This is a genomic window from Rhodoferax saidenbachensis (assembly GCF_001955715.1).
GTDB lineage: Bacteria > Pseudomonadota > Gammaproteobacteria > Burkholderiales > Burkholderiaceae_C > Allorhodoferax > Allorhodoferax saidenbachensis.
Map to the genome: position 1 here is coordinate 578,046 of NZ_CP019239.1, position 21,607 is coordinate 599,652.

10 protein-coding genes are annotated in these 21,607 nt (G+C 61.4%); 9 read left to right on the plus strand and 1 reads right to left on the minus strand.

Features of this window, described 5'->3' with window-relative positions; all coding sequences use genetic code 11:
• Positions 1 to 97 precede the first annotated feature (97 nt).
• The 3 genes from fliD (at position 98) to RS694_RS02820 (ending at position 2,760) form a co-directional block, all read left to right on the plus strand.
• Complete coding sequence (gene fliD, locus RS694_RS02810) at positions 98 to 1,852, plus strand: flagellar filament capping protein FliD (RefSeq protein WP_051392103.1); 1,755 nt, start codon at positions 98 to 100, stop codon at positions 1,850 to 1,852.
• 172 nt (positions 1,853 to 2,024) lie between these two features.
• Positions 2,025 to 2,444 (plus strand): flagellar export chaperone FliS, encoded by a 420-nt coding sequence (gene fliS / locus RS694_RS02815; protein WP_037248355.1) that lies wholly within the window; start codon positions 2,025 to 2,027, stop codon positions 2,442 to 2,444.
• A 16-nt stretch (positions 2,445 to 2,460) separates the two neighbouring features.
• On the plus strand, positions 2,461 to 2,760 hold the full coding sequence (locus RS694_RS02820; protein WP_029709478.1) for a flagellar protein FliT: 300 nt from the start codon (positions 2,461 to 2,463) through the stop codon (positions 2,758 to 2,760).
• A 22-nt stretch (positions 2,761 to 2,782) separates the two neighbouring features.
• Here RS694_RS02820 and RS694_RS02825 read toward each other — a convergent pair whose 3' ends face one another.
• On the minus strand, positions 2,783 to 4,594 hold the full coding sequence (locus tag RS694_RS02825; RefSeq protein WP_076069298.1) for an O-linked N-acetylglucosamine transferase, SPINDLY family protein: 1,812 nt from the start codon (positions 4,592 to 4,594) through the stop codon (positions 2,783 to 2,785).
• 185 nt (positions 4,595 to 4,779) lie between these two features.
• Between RS694_RS02825 and RS694_RS02830 the strand changes: the two genes are divergently transcribed.
• The 6 genes from RS694_RS02830 to RS694_RS02855 all read left to right on the plus strand — a co-directional run bounded on the left by RS694_RS02830 (position 4,780) and on the right by RS694_RS02855 (position 21,567).
• Positions 4,780 to 6,144, plus strand: a complete 1,365-nt coding sequence (locus RS694_RS02830; protein WP_161631576.1) for an efflux transporter outer membrane subunit — start codon at positions 4,780 to 4,782, stop codon at positions 6,142 to 6,144.
• Positions 6,145 to 6,153: 9 nt separating this feature from the next.
• On the plus strand, positions 6,154 to 8,040 hold the full coding sequence (locus RS694_RS02835; protein ID WP_051392105.1) for an SEL1-like repeat protein: 1,887 nt from the start codon (positions 6,154 to 6,156) through the stop codon (positions 8,038 to 8,040).
• 312 nt (positions 8,041 to 8,352) lie between these two features.
• Positions 8,353 to 12,150: a beta strand repeat-containing protein gene (locus RS694_RS02840; protein ID WP_156876166.1), complete on the plus strand. Its 3,798-nt coding sequence runs from the start codon at positions 8,353 to 8,355 to the stop codon at positions 12,148 to 12,150.
• Between the two features lie 92 nt (positions 12,151 to 12,242).
• Positions 12,243 to 14,381, plus strand: coding sequence for a hypothetical protein (locus RS694_RS02845; RefSeq protein ID WP_076069303.1), 2,139 nt, complete (start codon positions 12,243 to 12,245; stop codon positions 14,379 to 14,381).
• 92 nt (positions 14,382 to 14,473) lie between these two features.
• Positions 14,474 to 15,868, plus strand: a complete 1,395-nt coding sequence (locus RS694_RS02850; protein ID WP_076069306.1) for a hypothetical protein — start codon at positions 14,474 to 14,476, stop codon at positions 15,866 to 15,868.
• 92 nt (positions 15,869 to 15,960) lie between these two features.
• Positions 15,961 to 21,567 carry a heme utilization protein gene (locus RS694_RS02855; protein WP_211274980.1) on the plus strand — a complete coding sequence of 1,869 codons (5,607 nt, stop codon included), beginning with the start codon at positions 15,961 to 15,963 and terminating at the stop codon, positions 21,565 to 21,567.
• Positions 21,568 to 21,607: the final 40 nt, after the last annotated feature.

The window sequence follows — 21,607 nt, forward strand, 5'->3', positions numbered from 1 at the left end:
GCCGTCTTCGGCTTTTGGAAATCAGGGGCTTTTCGGGGTTTACAAACAAGACCAACGTGGGACACTGCGGAGGTCTTAGATAGCGCAGGAGGTTTGTATGGCGACCATTTCATCCATCGGCATTGGCACTAGCGGACTGGATGTCGCTGGCATCATCAGTCAGCTGGTCGCGTTGGAAAAGCAGCCTTTGAAGACCCTGCAGTCCAAGGCTACGCTGACGCAGGCCAAAATCTCGGCCTTTGCAACTATTCAGTCCAGCTTCTCATCGCTGGGCGAGATGGCCAATCGTCTTTCCTCGGCGAGTGTCTGGAGCGCCCGGGTTGCATCGTCCTCCAATACCAGTGCTGCCACCGTCACCGCGACCGAAGCTGCAGGGGCCACTTCTTTCACCTTGGATGTGGATGCCTTGGCCAAAGCGCAGTCTGTTTCGTCGTCTTCGCAGGCACTGGGTTCCCTGGTGGGGGCTGGCACTCTGACGTTTCGTGTGGGTACCTGGTCGGATGCCGCGGCCAATGTCGCCAGTACGGCGGCGGCGGCTAGCACGGCAGCCACCAACGCGACCAATGCCTTAAATGCCTTTACCAGTGGTTCCGCTGAGGCCGCAGCCTACCAAGCTGCTCGAGTGGCCAACACGCCCACCGTGACCGACCAGCAGGCCGAAGACGATGCCTACGCCGCCCTGAGCCCGGCCGATCTGACCGCCTTGTCGACTTCCAACAGTGCAGCTGCCGCATCCACTGCGGCGGCTGCGGCAGCTGCCGCAGCAGTGGTGGCAGCCAATGCGGGGCTCCCCAGCTTTACGGCAGGCTCTGGCTCGGATGTCAGCGTGACGGTGACCGCGCAGGACACGATGACGACGCTGGCCGCCAAGATCAATGCAGCCAATACCGGTGTGGTAGCCACGGTTTTCAAGGACGGCACCGGCGAACGCCTGCTGTTCCGTTCCAAGGCGACAGGGCTGGAGTCCGGGTTCCGGGTGCAGGCCACGGATGCGGACGGTAACAACACCGACAACGCCGGCCTCTCAAAATTGGCGTTTGACCCCCAGGCGGGCGCATTCGGCATGGCCAGCAATGGCATTCCTGTGCAGTATGGTCAGAACGCCCAGGTGCGTATCAACGGCCTGCCCGTCACCTCTGCCAGCAATACGCTGACGGACAACTTTCCCGGTGTCACCATCACTTTGACAGCAACCACCACCACAGGCTACGGTACACCGGGTGAAGTGAAGTCGCCCGCCACCATCGCGGTGCGGGAAGATGTGACCCCAGCGGTCAAAAATGTGCAGGACTTCATTACCGCCTACAACACTTTGGCCACCAGCTTGGCCGAAATGACCAAATACGATGCCGCGACCAAGACGCCCGGCATCTTCCAGGGAGATGCGGCGGTGCTGGGCTTGCAAAGCATCATGCGGGGCATGGTGGGCTCCATCAGCTCCGGATCTGTCTATAAGCGGCTCTCGGATGTGGGCATTGAGCGTCAGTTGGACGGTACGTTGACGATGAACACCGCCAAGCTCAGCGCCGCGGCCAACAATGGCACGGAGCTGCAGAAGCTGTTCACGGCCAATAACAACGACTCGCAGAGCAATGGGTTTGCCCTGAAATTCAACGCACTGAGCAAAGGAGTACTGGCCGCGGGAGGATCGGTGAAGAACAAATCGGAGGCCTTGCAAAAGGAGCTGGCCCGCAACGCCACGGAGCAGACCAAGGTCAACGACCATGCAGACTTGGTGGAACAGCGCTTGAACAAGCGCTACACCGCCCTGGATACCCAGATGGCGAGCCTGACTGCCTTGAATAATTATGTTGCGCAGCAAATTACCCTGTGGAACAAGTCCACTGGCTAATTGGCCATGAAAAGTGCCTCTGACCCTTGCCGGTATTGCGCGGGCAGCTATTAAATGGATAGCATTTTTGGGGTTTACGGAGTTTGACGGGGGTGAAAATATCCGCTTCAATGGGCTTTAGTCGGTGCCAAAAGCTGCCGATAAATGGTGCAAGAAGATAAGGATTTGCAACATGTTCACCTCCGTCAGCTCCCGCTCAGCCGCTGCCTACAAGAAGGCCAGTGTTGAGGCCAGCGTTGATTTTGCGGACCCGCACCAGCTGGTGACCCTGTTGTTTGACGCCCTGCTGCGCACCATTGGCAGCGCCAAGCTGGCCATGCAGGCGGGTGATGTCCCTGCCAAATGCACCCATATCGGCAACGCTATCCGGATTCTCGAAGAAGGGCTCAAAGCGCCTCTGGATCTGGAAAAGGGTGGCGAAATCGCCTCCAACCTCAACGCACTCTACGAATACTGTGTCAATCGATTGCTGATGGCCAATGTGCGCAACGAGATTGCGGCGCTGGATGAAGTGAGCAAGCTGATGGAGCCAGTGGTCAGTGGCTGGAAGCAAATCGAGGGCAAGGGCCCTGCCTATTTGCGCCCGGTCTGAATGGCGGAGCCTGTCCATGCCCCAAATGCTGATTGACTATTACAAAGCCATCGAAGACAGCAGTCTTCAGATGCTGGAAGCTGCCAAAACCGAGGATTGGGATGCGGTGGTGCGCTGCGAAGGTGCCTGCGCGGTGCTGATTGAGCAGTTGCGCTACCGTGCCCGCAGCGAAGAGCTGGATGCCGCAGCCCGTGCGGAGAAGGCCCGCATCATGCGGCGCATTCTGGGGAATGATGCACAGATCCGCATTTTGGCGGAGCCCTGGTTGGGGCATTTTGAGGCCCGCTTCCAGCAGAACAACGGCCTGCTGCATTAACCGCCAGGTACGGGGTCTGTCCCTAAAGCGCTTCCACGAGGCGCTTCAACCGATCTTCCAGATTTTTGACGAACCGCGGCGTGTCGAACAGGGCACCACTGCGGCGTACTTCTTCCAGGTGGGTTCGCAGGCGCTGGCATTCTTCGGGGTGTTGCGCCAGAAACACCGCTTTTTCCTCGTAGTCCGCCAGGTTGTAGGTGATCAGCTCTTCGAGCTTAGCCGCGGTGAGCAGGGCACCTGCCATGCGCGAAGCGAACGACCTTCCGGTATAGGTGAGCACGGGCAAGCCCATCCACAAGGCGTCGTTGGCCGTGGTGCCGGCGTTGAACGGGAAGGTGTCCAGAAACAGATCCACGATGCCGTAGCGGGCCAGGTAGTCCTCGGGGGAGGTTCTGGCGGCAAACACCAGCCGGGTCTTCTCAATGCCTTGGGCTTCGGCCGCACGGATCAGATTTTCTTTGGCCCAGGGGTTGTCTGCCAGCAGCAGCAAGACGCTGTTGGGGGTGCGGTGAAGAATGCGCATCCAGGCGGCGAATACCTCCGGGGTGTATTTGTAGTTGTTGTTCAACGAACAAAAGACAAACCCCTCGGGCGGCAGCCCGCATTGCGCACGGGTTGGTTTGGGACCCACCGGGCGTTTGCGGTCACTGACCTGGTACACGTCGGGCATGTACAGGGGCTTTTCTGAATAGAAGGGGGCTGCCTCTTCGGGAATCAGGAAGCGGTCGGCAATCACATAGTCAATGGACGGCAGGCCGGTTGTGGCGGGCAGCCCCAGGTAGGTGATCTGGATCGGGGCGGGGCGGTAGGCCAGCAAGTTGGCCCGCGCGCCGGCTGTCTGACCCTGCAGGTCGACCAGGATGTCGATCTCGTGGGTGCGGATGAGCTGCGCCGCCACGTCGTCTGCCATCTTGTCGATCCGGATGAAGTGGTCCATGGCCTGCATGACGCGTCGGCGCAGGCCGGAGCCGTCTTCGGGGCTCCAGCAAAAGCCATACACCTCAAACGCGTCGCGGTCATGCAGTTCAAACAACTCGGCCGTCAGCATGGACACCGGGTGCAGCGAAAAGTCGGAAGACACGTAGGCAATGCGCAGCTTGCGGTGGCCATAGCCCTTGGGGTTGGCCAGCTTGGGGACGTTGGAGGCGACCTTTTTCTCAACAAAGCGGCGCGCCGCGTTGAGCTGCCGCACGGGGTCGTCCGAGACGCTCATCATTGCCAGCGCGGATGTGGATTCCTGCATGGCTTCCAGGCTGATGCCGGAGAAAGCGGGGTACACCGGCCAGATGCATTGCTTCTGACGCAGGTGCACCCAGTGGTGCAGTGCGTCAGACTGGGTGGGCTCCAGCGTCAGGCTCTTGGTGAGCCATTCGAGTGCTTCCTGCAACTGTTTCTGGTTTTCCAGCACCCGGCCCAGATGGTTGCAGGCCATCAGGAGCAGGGGTTTGTTCTCCGGGGGCTGGGCAGGGAGGTTGTTGGCCACCCAGCGCCACTCGGCCAAGGCTTTTTCTGGCTGGCCCATGCGCTCAAAAAGCGAGCCCAGGTTCAGGCGCGGCTGGGCAAACGTGGGGTGCAGCTCTATGGACTTGCGGTAAGCAACCTCTGCACCGGGGAAATCGTTTTCGTTGGAGAGGGTTGTGCCCAGATTGAAGTAGCCAGCATACGCATAGGGCGAGGTGTTGCGGGACAGCCAGGTCTGGTACAGCACGGCAGACAGGGAGCCCAGCTTGCGGGCCTCCATTTGGGAGGCGCAATCAATCAGTTGCACGAACTCGAGTTGGCCCTGCCAGGCGCGCTGCAAAACCGCCACAAAGTTTTCTTCAAAGGTAGCCACACTCGCCTTGTTGTTTCGGTTGCCGGGAACATATTACAGCAAGGAAGAGTGGCTTCTAAAGGCCTATAACGGGGTCAAAAGGTCGGTATTTGGGCCGGTATTTGACCTCTAGCTGCCATGGGGGCTCAGTAGTATCAAAAGCTGGTACCAGCCCGTTTACACCACCCATGCGCAGAGCCCTTCTTTTGTCGTCCCTTGTCCTGTTGGCTGCTTGCGCGCAGACGACGGATTTCAAGCGTCCGGTGGCGCCGGTACCCGAAAAATGGCGTGATCCAGACAACGGTCTGAGCAAGGTGGATGCCGCCAAGACCCACTGGCGTGCCTTCTTCCCGGATCCGCGCCTGCAGGCCCTGATAGAGGCCGCGCTGGAGAACAACCGCGACTTGCGCATTGCCGTCGCCCGGGTATCGGAAGCGCGTGCGCAATATGGCATTGCCCAGGCAGACCAGTATCCGGCCGTGAGTTTGGGCCCCAGTTATGGCTCGACCATTGGACCAGGCTACTCGGCGCCCATCATGAGTATCTCGTTTGAGCTGGACTTTTGGGGCCGCATTTCCGGCATGAGCGAGGCTTCCCGTTTCAGCTATCTCGCTACGGAAGAAGCGCGTCGCGCAGTCCATCTGTCTCTGATTGCCGATGTGGCTGGGGCTTACTTCGAGATGCTGCAGATGGACGAACTGGTGGTGCTGACCCGCACGACCGTGGCCCTGCGTGAGCAATCCCTGGACCTGGTGGCCAAGAGCCGTGATTTGGGCGCCAGTTATGACTATGAATACCAGCAAGCCAGCGGGATTCTGGAGTCCACGCGCGCCAGTCTGGCGTCCATGGAGCACCAGCGTACCGTCGCGCGTAACCGTCTGGATTTTCTGGTCGGGAGCACCGATGTGCGTTTGCCACCTGGCCGGTCTTTGGACAATCAGGGTCTGGATGCGGAGCTGTCCCCCGGGCTGCCCAGTGAGGTGCTGCTGATGCGGCCAGACGTCATGGCCAGTGAGCAGCGGCTCAAGGCCGCACACGCCAACATCGGTGTGGCGCGCGCTGCGTTTTTCCCGAAGATTGCACTGACTGCGGGGCTGGGGCTGGTGAGTTCCGGACTGAGCACGCTGCTGAGGGCCAGCACCACGTCGCTGGCCCCCAATGTTTCATTGCCAGCCCTGTTCGATGGCGGACGTTTGGCTGGCGGCGTGGATGCCGCACAGGCCCGCAAGGTCATTGCAGTCGCAGAGTATGAAAAAACGATACAGCAGGCATTCCGTGAGGTGTCGGACCAGATGTCTGCACGGGCTTCCTGGGCCAAGCAGGTGCGTGCGACGGGGGCCAATGCAGCCGCACAGGAAAAGCGGCTCCAAATTGCCGAGGCGCGCTACGCTGCTGGGGTGATTGGCTACCTCGAAGTACTTGACGCGCAGCGTGAATTGCTGGGCGCACGGCAGTCCAGTGTCAGTGCCCGCCGAGCGCAATTGGATGCTGCGGTGCAGTTGTACAAGGCGCTGGGTGGTGGAGAGCAAAGTGTTGAGTCCACACAAGTCGCGCAACCGAACGTGCGGTAAGAGGGAACTATGGATGTGAAGCCATCTGCGCGTGACAAGAGCATTTTTGTCCGCACGCTGAAATCGGCCAGACTGGGGCTGCTCGATGCCCAGTATGAAGTGGGCTTGATGTATGCCAACGGGATTGGCGTAGTCCAGAACTTTGAGCAGGCCATGGGCTGGATTCGGCAGGCCGCCGAGCGTGGCTTTGTGCCTGCCCAGTACCTGCTGGCTACCCGGTATGCCAGTGGCATTGCCATTGAAAAGGACGAGCACAAGGCGTTTGTCTGGTATCTGAGGGCGGCGGAACAAGGGCACGCCAAGGCGTACTTCCGGCTGGGGAAATTGCATGCGATGGCCCGTCCTGGTGCGGCGTATGCGTGTTTTTCCAAGGCGGCGGACATGGGGCTTGCGGACGCCCAGTTTCAGTTGGGCCTGGCGTTTGCCGTGGGGGATGGTGTTGCGCAAGATTTCGGGCAGGCGGCGCATTGGTATCACCTGGCCGCTATGCAGGGACTGGCCGCGGCGCAGTGTGCGCTGGCCGGGCTGTATGCGGCGGGACAAGGCGTTGCGCAGGATCTGGATACCGCACTGATCTGGTACCGCCAGGCCGCACAACAGTACTACGCACCCGCCCAGGTGGCGCTGGAGTCTTTGGATGCCGACGGCAACGGGCGGTCTGAGACCCAGGGGCGGAGGAAAAAGGTGGCGGTAGAGCGCAGGCGCGATCTGACAGGCTGGGACGCGGCCGCTGAAAACGGGGATGCGCAGGCCCGTTACCACTTAGGGCTGATGTACGCACAGGGCCTGGGGGTTCCGCAGAGTGACGAACAGGCGCAGCTTTGGTACACCAAAGCTGCGAAACAGGGCGACGCCAAGGCGCAGTTGGCTTTGGCCAAGATGCTGGAAGCCGAGCATGAAGAGGAAGCCATTGGCTGGTATTTGCAGGCTGCCGAGCAGGGTGACCTTGAAGCCCAATGCGCATTGGGCAGGATTTTTGCCTATGCAAAAGGGGTGCAACGGGATGGGCTACGAGGGGCCGCCTGGTATGTCAGGGCCGCTCAAAAGCAGGATCCTCAGGCATTACTTGCACTGGGGCGTCTGTTTGAGGAGGCCTGGGAGGATCTGTCGACCACCAGCTTCAGGCAGGCCGCCGAACTGGGTGTGGCAGAAGCGCAGTTTGTGGTCGGGCAGTGGTATGCCATGGGCAAAGGGGTTGCCAAGAGTGCCACGCGGGCGTGCGACTGGTATCGGCGCTCGGCAGACCAAGGCTACGCGCCGGCCCAATGCGCACTCGGTGCCTACTATCTAGAGGGGCGCGACGTGGCGCAGGACCTGCAGCAGGCGTTTAACTGGTTCCACAAGGCGGCTGAGCAGGGCGATGCGAAGGCGCAGTGGAAGATGGGGTCGCTCTATGCCAGTGGCGGTGAAGGTCTGAAAAAGGACTTGCGGTTGGCATTTACCTTGTGTCAAAGAGCGGCGGATTCCGGTTTTGTTCCAGCCCAGGCAACCCTTGGCGTGCTTTTTGCACGTATCAAAAACCATGAACAGGCTGCCGTGTGGCTCAAACGGGCCGCTGAGCAGGGTGACCCGGAGGCCCAATACAACCTGGCTCTTATATATAGCAAGGGGCAAGGGCTGAAGCAGGACCTGGAGCGCGCCTTTCATTGGCTCACTGAGGCGGCAGAAAACGGCGTTGCCAGTGCCCAAGCGCGTTTGGGACTGATGTATGCCACCGGAGATGCGGTGGCCTTGGACCCTATTGAGGCGCACAAGTGGCTCATCATTGCTGCGGAGGGGGGGGACAAGGCCGGGCGCGCGAATTTCATTCGGTCGGAAGCCGGGCTGGGTCTGATGCAAATTACCGAGGCAAAGCGGCGTGCCAATGTCTGGAAGCAGGCGCATGCCGTGTCTTGAGCCACGCCAACTCCAACTGGCGGGCCGCGCTGCTTCTACTGTATGGGGTAAGTAGGGGCGGTTTTGCGCCCCTTTTGGCGGCTGAAGTTGCAACTGTTGTGTGATAACGTGGTGTTTTACATATGGTTACTTGGGGTGTTGGGGGCATTTGTATTTCCTCAATTGGCTTAAGTTCTTAGAAAAAGTGCCGTTGACAGGGAATGGGCGAAAACCAAGGGTGTATCCGTTGGTGGCACGCCGTGGGTGGGTTTTTGGTCGGAATGCACGTGTTTTCATCGTGTGTGCGCTTAGAAAAGTATCAGAGGTTTAAAAATGGCAGCTTCAAATTTCATTTTGGGTAGTACTACCGCGCAGATTGCTGCGCTGACGACTAAACAAATTGCGGGGCTCGCGACCGATGATTTTGGAGCGCTGACAACCGCTCAAATGCAGGCGCTGACGACGGCGAACCTGGTATTGCTGTCTACGGACCAGTTCCAGGCTTTGTCAACCAGTGCGATCTCGGCGTTGAAGACATCGCAGGTACAGGCCCTGACTACCGACGAGGTGGTCGCCCTTTCGACCACTCAGGTAGCGGTGTTGGGTACGGCGGCAATTGCCGCGCTATCCACCGCCCAGTTGATTGCGATAGAGACGGACGACATTGCCGCACTGACGACTTTTCAGATTTCCAGCCTCTCCACCGCGACGCTTGCGGCGCTGACCACAGACCAAGTGGTGGCGATAGAGACCGCGGACATCCAGTCGCTGTCTACGAAGCAACTGGCGGGTCTTGCGACCAGCACGCTGGTGGCCCTGAGCACAGACCAGATCCAGGCCCTCAAAACCAGCCAACTGGCCGGCTTGGCCACCAGTGCGGTTGCCGCACTGACCACGGACCAACTGGTCTCGCTGACCACGACCCAGATCTCGGGCCTGACCACAGGCACGATCAGCTCGCTGAGCACACTGGCGATCTCGGTGCTGACGACCGACCAGATTGGAGCGATCTCCACGACAGGCCTGGCTGCGCTGAAGACAAGCCAAGTGAGTGCGCTGTCCACAGACGCCATCGTTGCGCTGTCGACCAGCCAAGTAGCGGGCCTGACCACGACGACGATGGCAGCGCTGTCGACCGACCAGGTCCAAGCGATAGAGACGCGTGACATCCAGGCCCTGACGACCCGTCAACTGGGCAGCCTGGCGACCTCGACGATCCAGGCCCTGTCGACAGACCAAATCCAGGCCTTGACGACCTACCAGGTTGCCAACCTGAGCTCGGCCACCATCAAGGCCCTGACGACAGACCAAGTGGCGGCCATTGAGACCGCAGACATCCAGGCCCTGACCACAGGCCAACTGGGCAACCTGGCGACAGCGACCATCCATGCGCTGACCACAGACCAAGTGGTGGCACTGACCACCTACCAGGTCTCCAACCTGTCGACCGCGACGCTTGCGGCGCTGACCACAGACCAAGTGGTGGCGATAGAGACCGCGGACATCCAGTCGCTGTCTACGAAGCAACTGGCGGGTCTTGCGACCAGCACGCTGGTGGCCCTGAGCACAGACCAGATCCAGGCCCTCAAAACCAGCCAACTGGCCGGCTTGGCCACCAGTGCGGTTGCCGCACTGACCACGGACCAACTGGTCTCGCTGACCACGACCCAGATCTCGGGCCTGACCACAGGCACGATCAGCTCGCTGAGCACACTGGCGATCTCGGTGCTGACGACCGACCAGATTGGAGCGATCTCCACGACAGGCCTGGCTGCGCTGAAGACAAGCCAAGTGAGTGCGCTGTCCACAGACGCCATCGTTGCGCTGTCGACCAGCCAAGTAGCGGGCCTGACCACGACGACGATGGCAGCGCTGTCGACCGACCAGGTCCAAGCGATAGAGACGCGTGACATCCAGGCCCTGACGACCCGTCAACTGGGCAGCCTGGCGACCTCGACGATCCAGGCCCTGTCGACAGACCAAATCCAGGCCTTGACGACCTACCAGGTTGCCAACCTGAGCTCGGCCACCATCAAGGCCCTGACGACAGACCAAGTGGCGGCCATTGAGACCGCAGACATCCAGGCCCTGACCACAGGCCAACTGGGCAACCTGGCGACAGCGACCATCCATGCGCTGACCACAGACCAAGTGGTGGCACTGACCACCTACCAGGTCTCCAACCTGTCGACCGCGACGCTTGCGGCGCTGACCACAGACCAAGTGGTGGCGATAGAGACCGCGGACATCCAGTCGCTGTCTACGAAGCAACTGGCGGGTCTTGCGACCAGCACGCTGGTGGCCCTGAGCACAGACCAGATCCAGGCCCTCAAAACCAGCCAACTGGCCGGCTTGGCCACCAGTGCGGTTGCCGCACTGACCACGGACCAACTGGTCTCGCTGACCACGACCCAGATCTCGGGCCTGACCACAGGCACGATCAGCTCGCTGAGCACACTGGCGATCTCGGTGCTGACGACCGACCAGATTGGAGCGATCTCCACGACAGGCCTGGCTGCGCTGAAGACAAGCCAAGTGAGTGCGCTGTCCACAGACGCCATCGTTGCGCTGTCGACCAGCCAAGTAGCGGGCCTGACCACGACGACGATGGCAGCGCTGTCGACCGACCAGGTCCAAGCGATAGAGACGCGTGACATCCAGGCCCTGACGACCCGTCAACTGGGCAGCCTGGCGACCTCGACGATCCAGGCCCTGTCGACAGACCAAATCCAGGCCTTGACGACCTACCAGGTTGCCAACCTGAGCTCGGCCACCATCAAGGCCCTGACGACAGACCAAGTGGCGGCCATTGAGACCGCAGACATCCAGGCCCTGACCACAGGCCAACTGGGCAACCTGGCGACAGCGACCATCCATGCGCTGACCACAGACCAAGTGGTGGCACTGACCACCTACCAGGTCTCCAACCTGTCGACCGCGACGCTTGCGGCGCTGACCACAGACCAAGTGGTGGCGATAGAGACCGCGGACATCCAGTCGCTGTCTACGAAGCAACTGGCGGGTCTTGCGACCAGCACGCTGGTGGCCCTGAGCACAGACCAGATCCAGGCCCTCAAAACCAGCCAACTGGCCGGCTTGGCCACCAGTGCGGTTGCCGCACTGACCACGGACCAACTGGTCTCGCTGACCACGACCCAGATCTCGGGCCTGACCACAGGCACGATCAGCTCGCTGAGCACACTGGCGATCTCGGTGCTGACGACCGACCAGATTGGAGCGATCTCCACGACAGGCCTGGCTGCGCTGAAGACAAGCCAAGTGAGTGCGCTGTCCACAGACGCCATCGTTGCGCTGTCGACCAGCCAAGTAGCGGGCCTGACCACGACGACGATGGCAGCGCTGTCGACCGACCAGGTCCAAGCGATAGAGACGCGTGACATCCAGGCCCTGACGACCCGTCAACTGGGCAGCCTGGCGACCTCGACGATCCAGGCCCTGTCGACAGACCAAATCCAGGCCTTGACGACCTACCAGGTTGCCAACCTGAGCTCGGCCACCATCAAGGCCCTGACGACAGACCAAGTGGCGGCCATTGAGACCGCAGACATCCAGGCCCTGACCACAGGCCAACTGGGCAACCTGGCGACAGCGACCATCCATGCGCTGACCACAGACCAAGTGGTGGCACTGACCACCTACCAGGTCTCCAACCTGTCGACCGCGACGCTTGCGGCGCTGACCACAGACCAAGTGGTGGCGATAGAGACCGCGGACATCCAGTCGCTGTCTACGAAGCAACTGGCGGGTCTTGCGACCAGCACGCTGGTGGCCCTGAGCACAGACCAGATCCAGGCCCTCAAAACCAGCCAACTGGCCGGCTTGGCCACCAGTGCGGTTGCCGCACTGACCACGGACCAACTGGTCTCGCTGACCACGACCCAGATCTCGGGCCTGACCACAGGCACGATCAGCTCGCTGAGCACACTGGCGATCTCGGTGCTGACGACCGACCAGATTGGAGCGATCTCCACGACAGGCCTGGCTGCGCTGAAGACAAGCCAAGTGAGTGCGCTGTCCACAGACGCCATCGTTGCGCTGTCGACCAGCCAAGTAGCGGGCCTGACCACGACGACGATGGCAGCGCTGTCGACGACCAGGTCCAAGCGATAGAGACGCGTGACATCCAGGCCCTGACGACCCGTCAACTGGGCAGCCTGGCGACCTCGACGATCCAGGCCCTGTCGACAGACCAAATCCAGGCCTTGACGACCTACCAGGTTGCCAACCTGAGCTCGGCCACCATCAAGGCCCTGACGACAGACCAAGTGGCGGCCATTGAGACCGCAGACATCCAGGCCCTGACCACAGGCCAACTGGGCAACCTGGCGACAGCGACCATCCATGCGCTGACCACAGACCAAGTGGTGGCACTGACCACCTACCAGGTCTCCAACCTGTCGACCGCGACGCTTGCGGCGCTGACCACAGACCAAGTGGTGGCGATAGAGACCGCGGACATCCAGTCGCTGTCTACGAAGCAACTGGCGGGTCTTGCGACCAGCACGCTGGTGGCCCTGAGCACAGACCAGATCCAGGCCCTCAAAACCAGCCAACTGGCCGGCTTGGCCACCAGTGCGGTTGCCGCACTGACCACGGACCAACTGGTCTCGCTGACCACGACCCAGATCTCGGGCCTGACCACAGGCACGATCAGCTCGCTGAGCACACTGGCGATCTCGGTGCTGACGACCGACCAGATTGGAGCGATCTCCACGACAGGCCTGGCTGCGCTGAAGACAAGCCAAGTGAGTGCGCTGTCCACAGACGCCATCGTTGCGCTGTCGACCAGCCAAGTAGCGGGCCTGACCACGACGACGATGGCAGCGCTGTCGACGACACAGGTCCAAGCGATAGAGACGCGTGACATCCAGGCCCTGACGACCCGTCAACTGGGCAGCCTGGCGACCTCGACGATCCAGGCCCTGTCGACAGACCAAATCCAGGCCTTGACGACCTACCAGGTTGCCAACCTGAGCTCGGCCACCATCAAGGCCCTGACGACAGACCAAGTGGCGGCCATTGAGACCGCAGACATCCAGGCCCTGACCACAGGCCAACTGGGCAACCTGGCGACAGCGACCATCCATGCGCTGACCACAGACCAAGTGGTGGCACTGACCACCTACCAGGTCTCCAACCTGTCGACCGCGACGCTTGCGGCGCTGACCACAGACCAAGTGGTGGCGATAGAGACCGCGGACATCCAGTCGCTGTCTACGAAGCAACTGGCGGGTCTTGCGACCAGCACGCTGGTGGCCCTGAGCACAGACCAGATCCAGGCCCTCAAAACCAGCCAACTGGCCGGCTTGGCCACCAGTGCGGTTGCCGCACTGACCACGGACCAACTGGTCTCGCTGACCACGACCCAGATCTCGGGCCTGACCACAGGCACGATCAGCTCGCTGAGCACACTGGCGATCTCGGTGCTGACGACCGACCAGATTGGAGCGATCTCCACGACAGGCCTGGCTGCGCTGAAGACAAGCCAAGTGAGTGCGCTGTCCACAGACGCCATCGTTGCGCTGTCGACCAGCCAAGTAGCGGGCCTGACCACGACGACGATGGCAGCGCTGTCGACCGACCAGGTCCAAGCGATAGAGACGCGTGACATCCAGGCCCTGACGACCCGTCAACTGGGCAGCCTGGCGACCTCGACGATCCAGGCCCTGTCGACAGACCAAATCCAGGCCTTGACGACCTACCAGGTTGCCAACCTGAGCTCGGCCACCATCAAGGCCCTGACGACAGACCAAGTGGCGGCCATTGAGACCGCAGACATCCAGGCCCTGACCACAGGCCAACTGGGCAACCTGGCGACAGCGACCATCCATGCGCTGACCACAGACCAAGTGGTGGCACTGACCACCTACCAGGTCTCCAACCTGTCGACCGCGACGCTTGCGGCGCTGACCACAGACCAAGTGGTGGCGATAGAGACCGCGGACATCCAGTCGCTGTCTACGAAGCAACTGGCGGGTCTTGCGACCAGCACGCTGGTGGCCCTGAGCACAGACCAGATCCAGGCCCTCAAAACCAGCCAACTGGCCGGCTTGGCCACCAGTGCGGTTGCCGCACTGACCACGGACCAACTGGTCTCGCTGACCACGACCCAGATCTCGGGCCTGACCACAGGCACGATCAGCTCGCTGAGCACACTGGCGATCTCGGTGCTGACGACCGACCAGATTGGAGCGATCTCCACGACAGGCCTGGCTGCGCTGAAGACAAGCCAAGTGAGTGCGCTGTCCACAGACGCCATCGTTGCGCTGTCGACCAGCCAAGTAGCGGGCCTGACCACGACGACGATGGCAGCGCTGTCGACGACCAGGTCCAAGCGATAGAGACGCGTGACATCCAGGCCCTGACGACCCGTCAACTGGGCAGCCTGGCGACCTCGACGATCCAGGCCCTGTCGACAGACCAAATCCAGGCCTTGACGACCTACCAGGTTGCCAACCTGAGCTCGGCCACCATCAAGGCCCTGACGACAGACCAAGTGGCGGCCATTGAGACCGCAGACATCCAGGCCCTGACCACAGGCCAACTGGGCAACCTGGCGACAGCGACCATCCATGCGCTGACCACAGACCAAGTGGTGGCACTGACCACCTACCAGGTCTCCAACCTGTCGACCGCGACGCTTGCGGCGCTGACCACAGACCAAGTGGTGGCGATAGAGACCGCGGACATCCAGTCGCTGTCTACGAAGCAACTGGCGGGTCTTGCGACCAGCACGCTGGTGGCCCTGAGCACAGACCAGATCCAGGCCCTCAAAACCAGCCAACTGGCCGGCTTGGCCACCAGTGCGGTTGCCGCACTGACCACGGACCAACTGGTCTCGCTGACCACGACCCAGATCTCGGGCCTGACCACAGGCACGATCAGCTCGCTGAGCACACTGGCGATCTCGGTGCTGACGACCGACCAGATTGGAGCGATCTCCACGACAGGCCTGGCTGCGCTGAAGACAAGCCAAGTGAGTGCGCTGTCCACAGACGCCATCGTTGCGCTGTCGACCAGCCAAGTAGCGGGCCTGACCACGACGACGATGGCAGCGCTGTCGACGACACAGGTCCAAGCGATAGAGACGCGTGACATCCAGGCCCTGACGACCCGTCAACTGGGCAGCCTGGCGACCTCGACGATCCAGGCCCTGTCGACAGACCAAATCCAGGCCTTGACGACCTACCAGGTTGCCAACCTGAGCTCGGCCACCATCAAGGCCCTGACGACAGACCAAGTGGCGGCCATTGAGACCGCAGACATCCAGGCCCTGACCACAGGCCAACTGGGCAACCTGGCGACAGCGACCATCCATGCGCTGACCACAGACCAAGTGGTGGCACTGACCACCTACCAGGTCTCCAACCTGTCGACCGCGACGCTTGCGGCGCTGACCACAGACCAAGTGGTGGCGATAGAGACCGCGGACATCCAGTCGCTGTCTACGAAGCAACTGGCGGGTCTTGCGACCAGCACGCTGGTGGCCCTGAGCACAGACCAGATCCAGGCCCTCAAAACCAGCCAACTGGCCGGCTTGGCCACCAGTGCGGTTGCCGCACTGACCACGGACCAACTGGTCTCGCTGACCACGACCCAGATCTCGGGCCTGACCACAGGCACGATCAGCTCGCTGAGCACACTGGCGATCTCGGTGCTGACGACCGACCAGATTGGAGCGATCTCCACGACAGGCCTGGCTGCGCTGAAGACAAGCCAAGTGAGTGCGCTGTCCACAGACGCCATCGTTGCGCTGTCGACCAGCCAAGTAGCGGGCCTGACCACGACGACGATGGCAGCGCTGTCGACGACCAGGTCCAAGCGATAGAGACGCGTGACATCCAGGCCCTGACGACCCGTCAACTGGGCAGCCTGGCGACCTCGACGATCCAGGCCCTGTCGACAGACCAAATCCAGGCCTTGACGACCTACCAGGTTGCCAACCTGAGCTCGGCCACCATCAAGGCCCTGACGACAGACCAAGTGGCGGCCATTGAGACCGCAGACATCCAGGCCCTGACCACAGGCCAACTGGGCAACCTGGCGACAGCGACCATCCATGCGCTGACCACAGACCAAGTGGTGGCACTGACCACCTACCAGGTCTCCAACCTGTCGACCGCGACGCTTGCGGCGCTGACCACAGACCAAGTGGTGGCGATAGAGACCGCGGACATCCAGTCGCTGTCTACGAAGCAACTGGCGGGTCTTGCGACCAGCACGCTGGTGGCCCTGAGCACAGACCAGATCCAGGCCCTCAAAACCAGCCAACTGGCCGGCTTGGCCACCAGTGCGGTTGCCGCACTGACCACGGACCAACTGGTCTCGCTGACCACGACCCAGATCTCGGGCCTGACCACAGGCACGATCAGCTCGCTGAGCACACTGGCGATCTCGGTGCTGACGACCGACCAGATTGGAGCGATCTCCACGACAGGCCTGGCTGCGCTGAAGACAAGCCAAGTGAGTGCGCTGTCCACAGACGCCATCGTTGCGCTGTCGACCAGCCAAGTAGCGGGCCTGACCACGACGACGATGGCAGCGCTGTCGACCGACCAGGTCCAAGCGATAGAGACGCGTGACATCCAGGCCCTGACGACCCGTCAACTGGGCAGCCTGGCGACCTCGACGATCCAGGCCCTGTCGACAGACCAAATCCAGGCCTTGACGACCTACCAGGTTGCCAACCTGAGCTCGGCCACCATCAAGGCCCTGACGACAGACCAAGTGGCGGCCATTGAGACCGCAGACATCCAGGCCCTGACCACAGGCCAACTGGGCAACCTGGCGACAGCGACCATCCATGCGCTGACCACAGACCAAGTGGTGGCACTGACCACCTACCAGGTCTCCAACCTGTCGACCGCGACGCTTGCGGCGCTGACCACAGACCAAGTGGTGGCGATAGAGACCGCGGACATCCAGTCGCTGTCTACGAAGCAACTGGCGGGTCTTGCGACCAGCACGCTGGTGGCCCTGAGCACAGACCAGATCCAGGCCCTCAAAACCAGCCAACTGGCCGGCTTGGCCACCAGTGCGGTTGCCGCACTGACCACGGACCAACTGGTCTCGCTGACCACGACCCAGATCTCGGGCCTGACCACAGGCACGATCAGCTCGCTGAGCACACTGGCGATCTCGGTGCTGACGACCGACCAGATTGGAGCGATCTCCACGACAGGCCTGGCTGCGCTGAAGACAAGCCAAGTGAGTGCGCTGTCCACAGACGCCATCGTTGCGCTGTCGACCAGCCAAGTAGCGGGCCTGACCACGACGACGATGGCAGCGCTGTCGACCGACCAGGTCCAAGCGATAGAGACGCGTGACATCCAGGCCCTGACGACCCGTCAACTGGGCAGCCTGGCGACCTCGACGATCCAGGCCCTGTCGACAGACCAAATCCAGGCCTTGACGACCTACCAGGTTGCCAACCTGAGCTCGGCCACCATCAAGGCCCTGACGACAGACCAAGTGGCGGCCATTGAGACCGCAGACATCCAGGCCCTGACCACAGGCCAACTGGGCAACCTGGCGACAGCGACCATCCATGCGCTGACCACAGACCAAGTGGTGGCACTGACCACCTACCAGGTCTCCAACCTGTCGACCGCGACGCTTGCGGCGCTGACCACAGACCAAGTGGTGGCGATAGAGACCGCGGACATCCAGTCGCTGTCTACGAAGCAACTGGCGGGTCTTGCGACCAGCACGCTGGTGGCCCTGAGCACAGACCAGATCCAGGCCCTCAAAACCAGCCAACTGGCCGGCTTGGCCACCAGTGCGGTTGCCGCACTGACCACGGACCAACTGGTCTCGCTGACCACGACCCAGATCTCGGGCCTGACCACAGGCACGATCAGCTCGCTGAGCACACTGGCGATCTCGGTGCTGACGACCGACCAGATTGGAGCGATCTCCACGACAGGCCTGGCTGCGCTGAAGACAAGCCAAGTGAGTGCGCTGTCCACAGACGCCATCGTTGCGCTGTCGACCAGCCAAGTAGCGGGCCTGACCACGACGACGATGGCAGCGCTGTCGACCGACCAGGTCCAAGCGATAGAGACGCGTGACATCCAGGCCCTGACGACCCGTCAACTGGGCAGCCTGGCGACCTCGACGATCCAGGCCCTGTCGACAGACCAAATCCAGGCCTTGACGACCTACCAGGTTGCCAACCTGAGCTCGGCCACCATCAAGGCCCTGACGACAGACCAAGTGGCGGCCATTGAGACCGCAGACATCCAGGCCCTGACCACAGGCCAACTGGGCAACCTGGCGACAGCGACCATCCATGCGCTGACCACAGACCAAGTGGTGGCACTGACCACCTACCAGGTCTCCAACCTGTCGACCGCGACGCTTGCGGCGCTGACCACAGACCAAGTGGTGGCGATAGAGACCGCGGACATCCAGTCGCTGTCTACGAAGCAACTGGCGGGTCTTGCGACCAGCACGCTGGTGGCCCTGAGCACAGACCAGATCCAGGCCCTCAAAACCAGCCAACTGGCCGGCTTGGCCACCAGTGCGGTTGCCGCACTGACCACGGACCAACTGGTCTCGCTGACCACGACCCAGATCTCGGGCCTGACCACAGGCACGATCAGCTCGCTGAGCACACTGGCGATCTCGGTGCTGACGACCGACCAGATTGGAGCGATCTCCACGACAGGCCTGGCTGCGCTGAAGACAAGCCAAGTGAGTGCGCTGTCCACAGACGCCATCGTTGCGCTGTCGACCAGCCAAGTAGCGGGCCTGACCACGACGACGATGGCAGCGCTGTCGACCGACCAGGTCCAAGCGATAGAGACGCGTGACATCCAGGCCCTGACGACCCGTCAACTGGGCAGCCTGGCGACCTCGACGATCCAGGCCCTGTCGACAGACCAAATCCAGGCCTTGACGACCTACCAGGTTGCCAACCTGAGCTCGGCCACCATCAAGGCCCTGACGACAGACCAAGTGGCGGCCATTGAGACCGCAGACATCCAGGCCCTGACCACAGGCCAACTGGGCAACCTGGCGACAGCGACCATCCATGCGCTGACCACAGACCAAGTGGTGGCACTGACCACCTACCAGGTCTCCAACCTGTCGACCGCGACGCTTGCGGCGCTGACCACAGACCAAGTGGTGGCGATAGAGACCGCGGACATCCAGTCGCTGTCTACGAAGCAACTGGCGGGTCTTGCGACCAGCACGCTGGTGGCCCTGAGCACAGACCAGATCCAGGCCCTCAAAACCAGCCAACTGGCCGGCTTGGCCACCAGTGCGGTTGCCGCACTGACCACGGACCAACTGGTCTCGCTGACCACGACCCAGATCTCGGGCCTGACCACAGGCACGATCAGCTCGCTGAGCACACTGGCGATCTCGGTGCTGACGACCGACCAGATTGGAGCGATCTCCACGACAGGCCTGGCTGCGCTGAAGACAAGCCAAGTGAGTGCGCTGTCCACAGACGCCATCGTTGCGCTGTCGACCAGCCAAGTAGCGGGCCTGACCACGACGACGATGGCAGCGCTGTCGACCGACCAGGTCCAAGCGATAGAGACGCGTGACATCCAGGCCCTGACGACCCGTCAACTGGGCAGCCTGGCGACCTCGACGATCCAGGCCCTGTCGACAGACCAAATCCAGGCCTTGACGACCTACCAGGTTGCCAACCTGAGCTCGGCCACCATCAAGGCCCTGACGACAGACCAAGTGGCGGCCATTGAGACCGCAGACATCCAGGCCCTGACCACAGGCCAACTGGGCAACCTGGCGACAGCGACCATCCATGCGCTGACCACAGACCAAGTGGTGGCACTGACCACCTACCAGGTCTCCAACCTGTCGACCGCGACGCTTGCGGCGCTGACCACAGACCAAGTGGTGGCGATAGAGACCGCGGACATCCAGTCGCTGTCTACGAAGCAACTGGCGGGTCTTGCGACCAGCACGCTGGTGGCCCTGAGCACAGACCAGATCCAGGCCCTCAAAACCAGCCAACTGGCCGGCTTGGCCACCAGTGCGGTTGCCGCACTGACCACGGACCAACTGGTCTCGCTGACCACGACCCAGATCTCGGGCCTGACCACAGGCACGATCAGCTCGCTGAGCACACTGGCGATCTCGGTGCTGACGACCGACCAGATTGGAGCGATCTCCACGACAGGCCTGGCTGCGCTGAAGACAAGCCAAGTGAGTGCGCTGTCCACAGACGCCATCGTTGCGCTGTCGACCAGCCAAGTAGCGGGCCTGACCACGACGACGATGGCAGCGCTGTCGACGACACAGGTCCAAGCGATAGAGACGCGTGACATCCAGGCCCTGACGACCCGTCAACTGGGCAGCCTGGCGACCTCGACAGTGCAAGCCCTGTCGACCGACCAAATCCAGGCCTTGACGACCTACCAGGTGCAGGCGCTGTCTACTGCTGCAGTACATGCGTTGACCACTACGCAGATTCTTGCGATGGAAACGGCAGATGTCGCTGTGCTGACAACCAAACAGCTGGCGATACTGACAACGGCGCAAGCGGAAGCGTTTACGACTGATCAGGTAGAGGCATTGACGTCTGCCCAGATAGCTGCGATTCCTACGGGCCCCTACTCACATCTGACTACGGGTACACCAATCATCTTCGACTTGAATGGGGATGGGGTGAGAACGCAGAGCATTGATGCTGGCGTGAAGTTCGACTTGTTTGCAGACGGTGGCGCAATCAACACGGGTTGGGTCAGCGGCGGCGACGGTCTACTGGTAATGGATCGCAACCACGATGGCTCAATCAATGACGGCTCTGAGCTGTTCGGCTCTGCCACACAGCTTGCCAATGGCGAAAAAGCCAAGGACGGGTACGAGGCATTGCGCGAACTCGACACCAATGGTGATGGATTTATCACCAGCGAAGATGAGGCATGGGCAGATTTGCGAGTCTGGGTCGACGGAAACTCGGATGGTTCGACGGATGGAGGCGAACTCCGGACGCTGGATTCCTTGGGTATCGCCAAAATCAATGTCAATGCCAATGTAGGTACGGGCACTGACAATGGCAATATTCTGGGACTGACCTCCAGTTATGAGACAACCGATGGCGCGACGCATGATGCGGCAGACGTCTGGTTCCTTGCCGACAGGACTGGAGCGCCTTCCACTGTCGATAGTGCAGTCGCTGCGCTGCCAACTACTCCGACACCCGCACTGGTGCAGGCAGCCGAAGTAGTCGTGCCACAAGCCACAAATGATGGATTGCATACGAAGGTGAGCAGCTTGGCGCAGGCAATCGGCTCATTTGCCGATACTGCAGGACAGGCTGAATCTTCTACATCGCTGTTGACTACGACAGCGGGGGATGCTGGTGGCAACACTCCAGCCACGCTGGCTGTGGTTGGCATGGTGGACGTGATGAAGCAGTTTGATGCCAGCGGCAATCTGATTGGTGCTTCGACGATTACTAACGCGACTGCAACCCAGGCTTTGGCTGGTACCAGCTTGTTGAAACCTAGTACCAATGATTTCCTGGCGCAGGGAGGTAAGACCTAAAGCGATCCCTTATTGCTGGAAGTGCTGTTCTGCCTTAGGA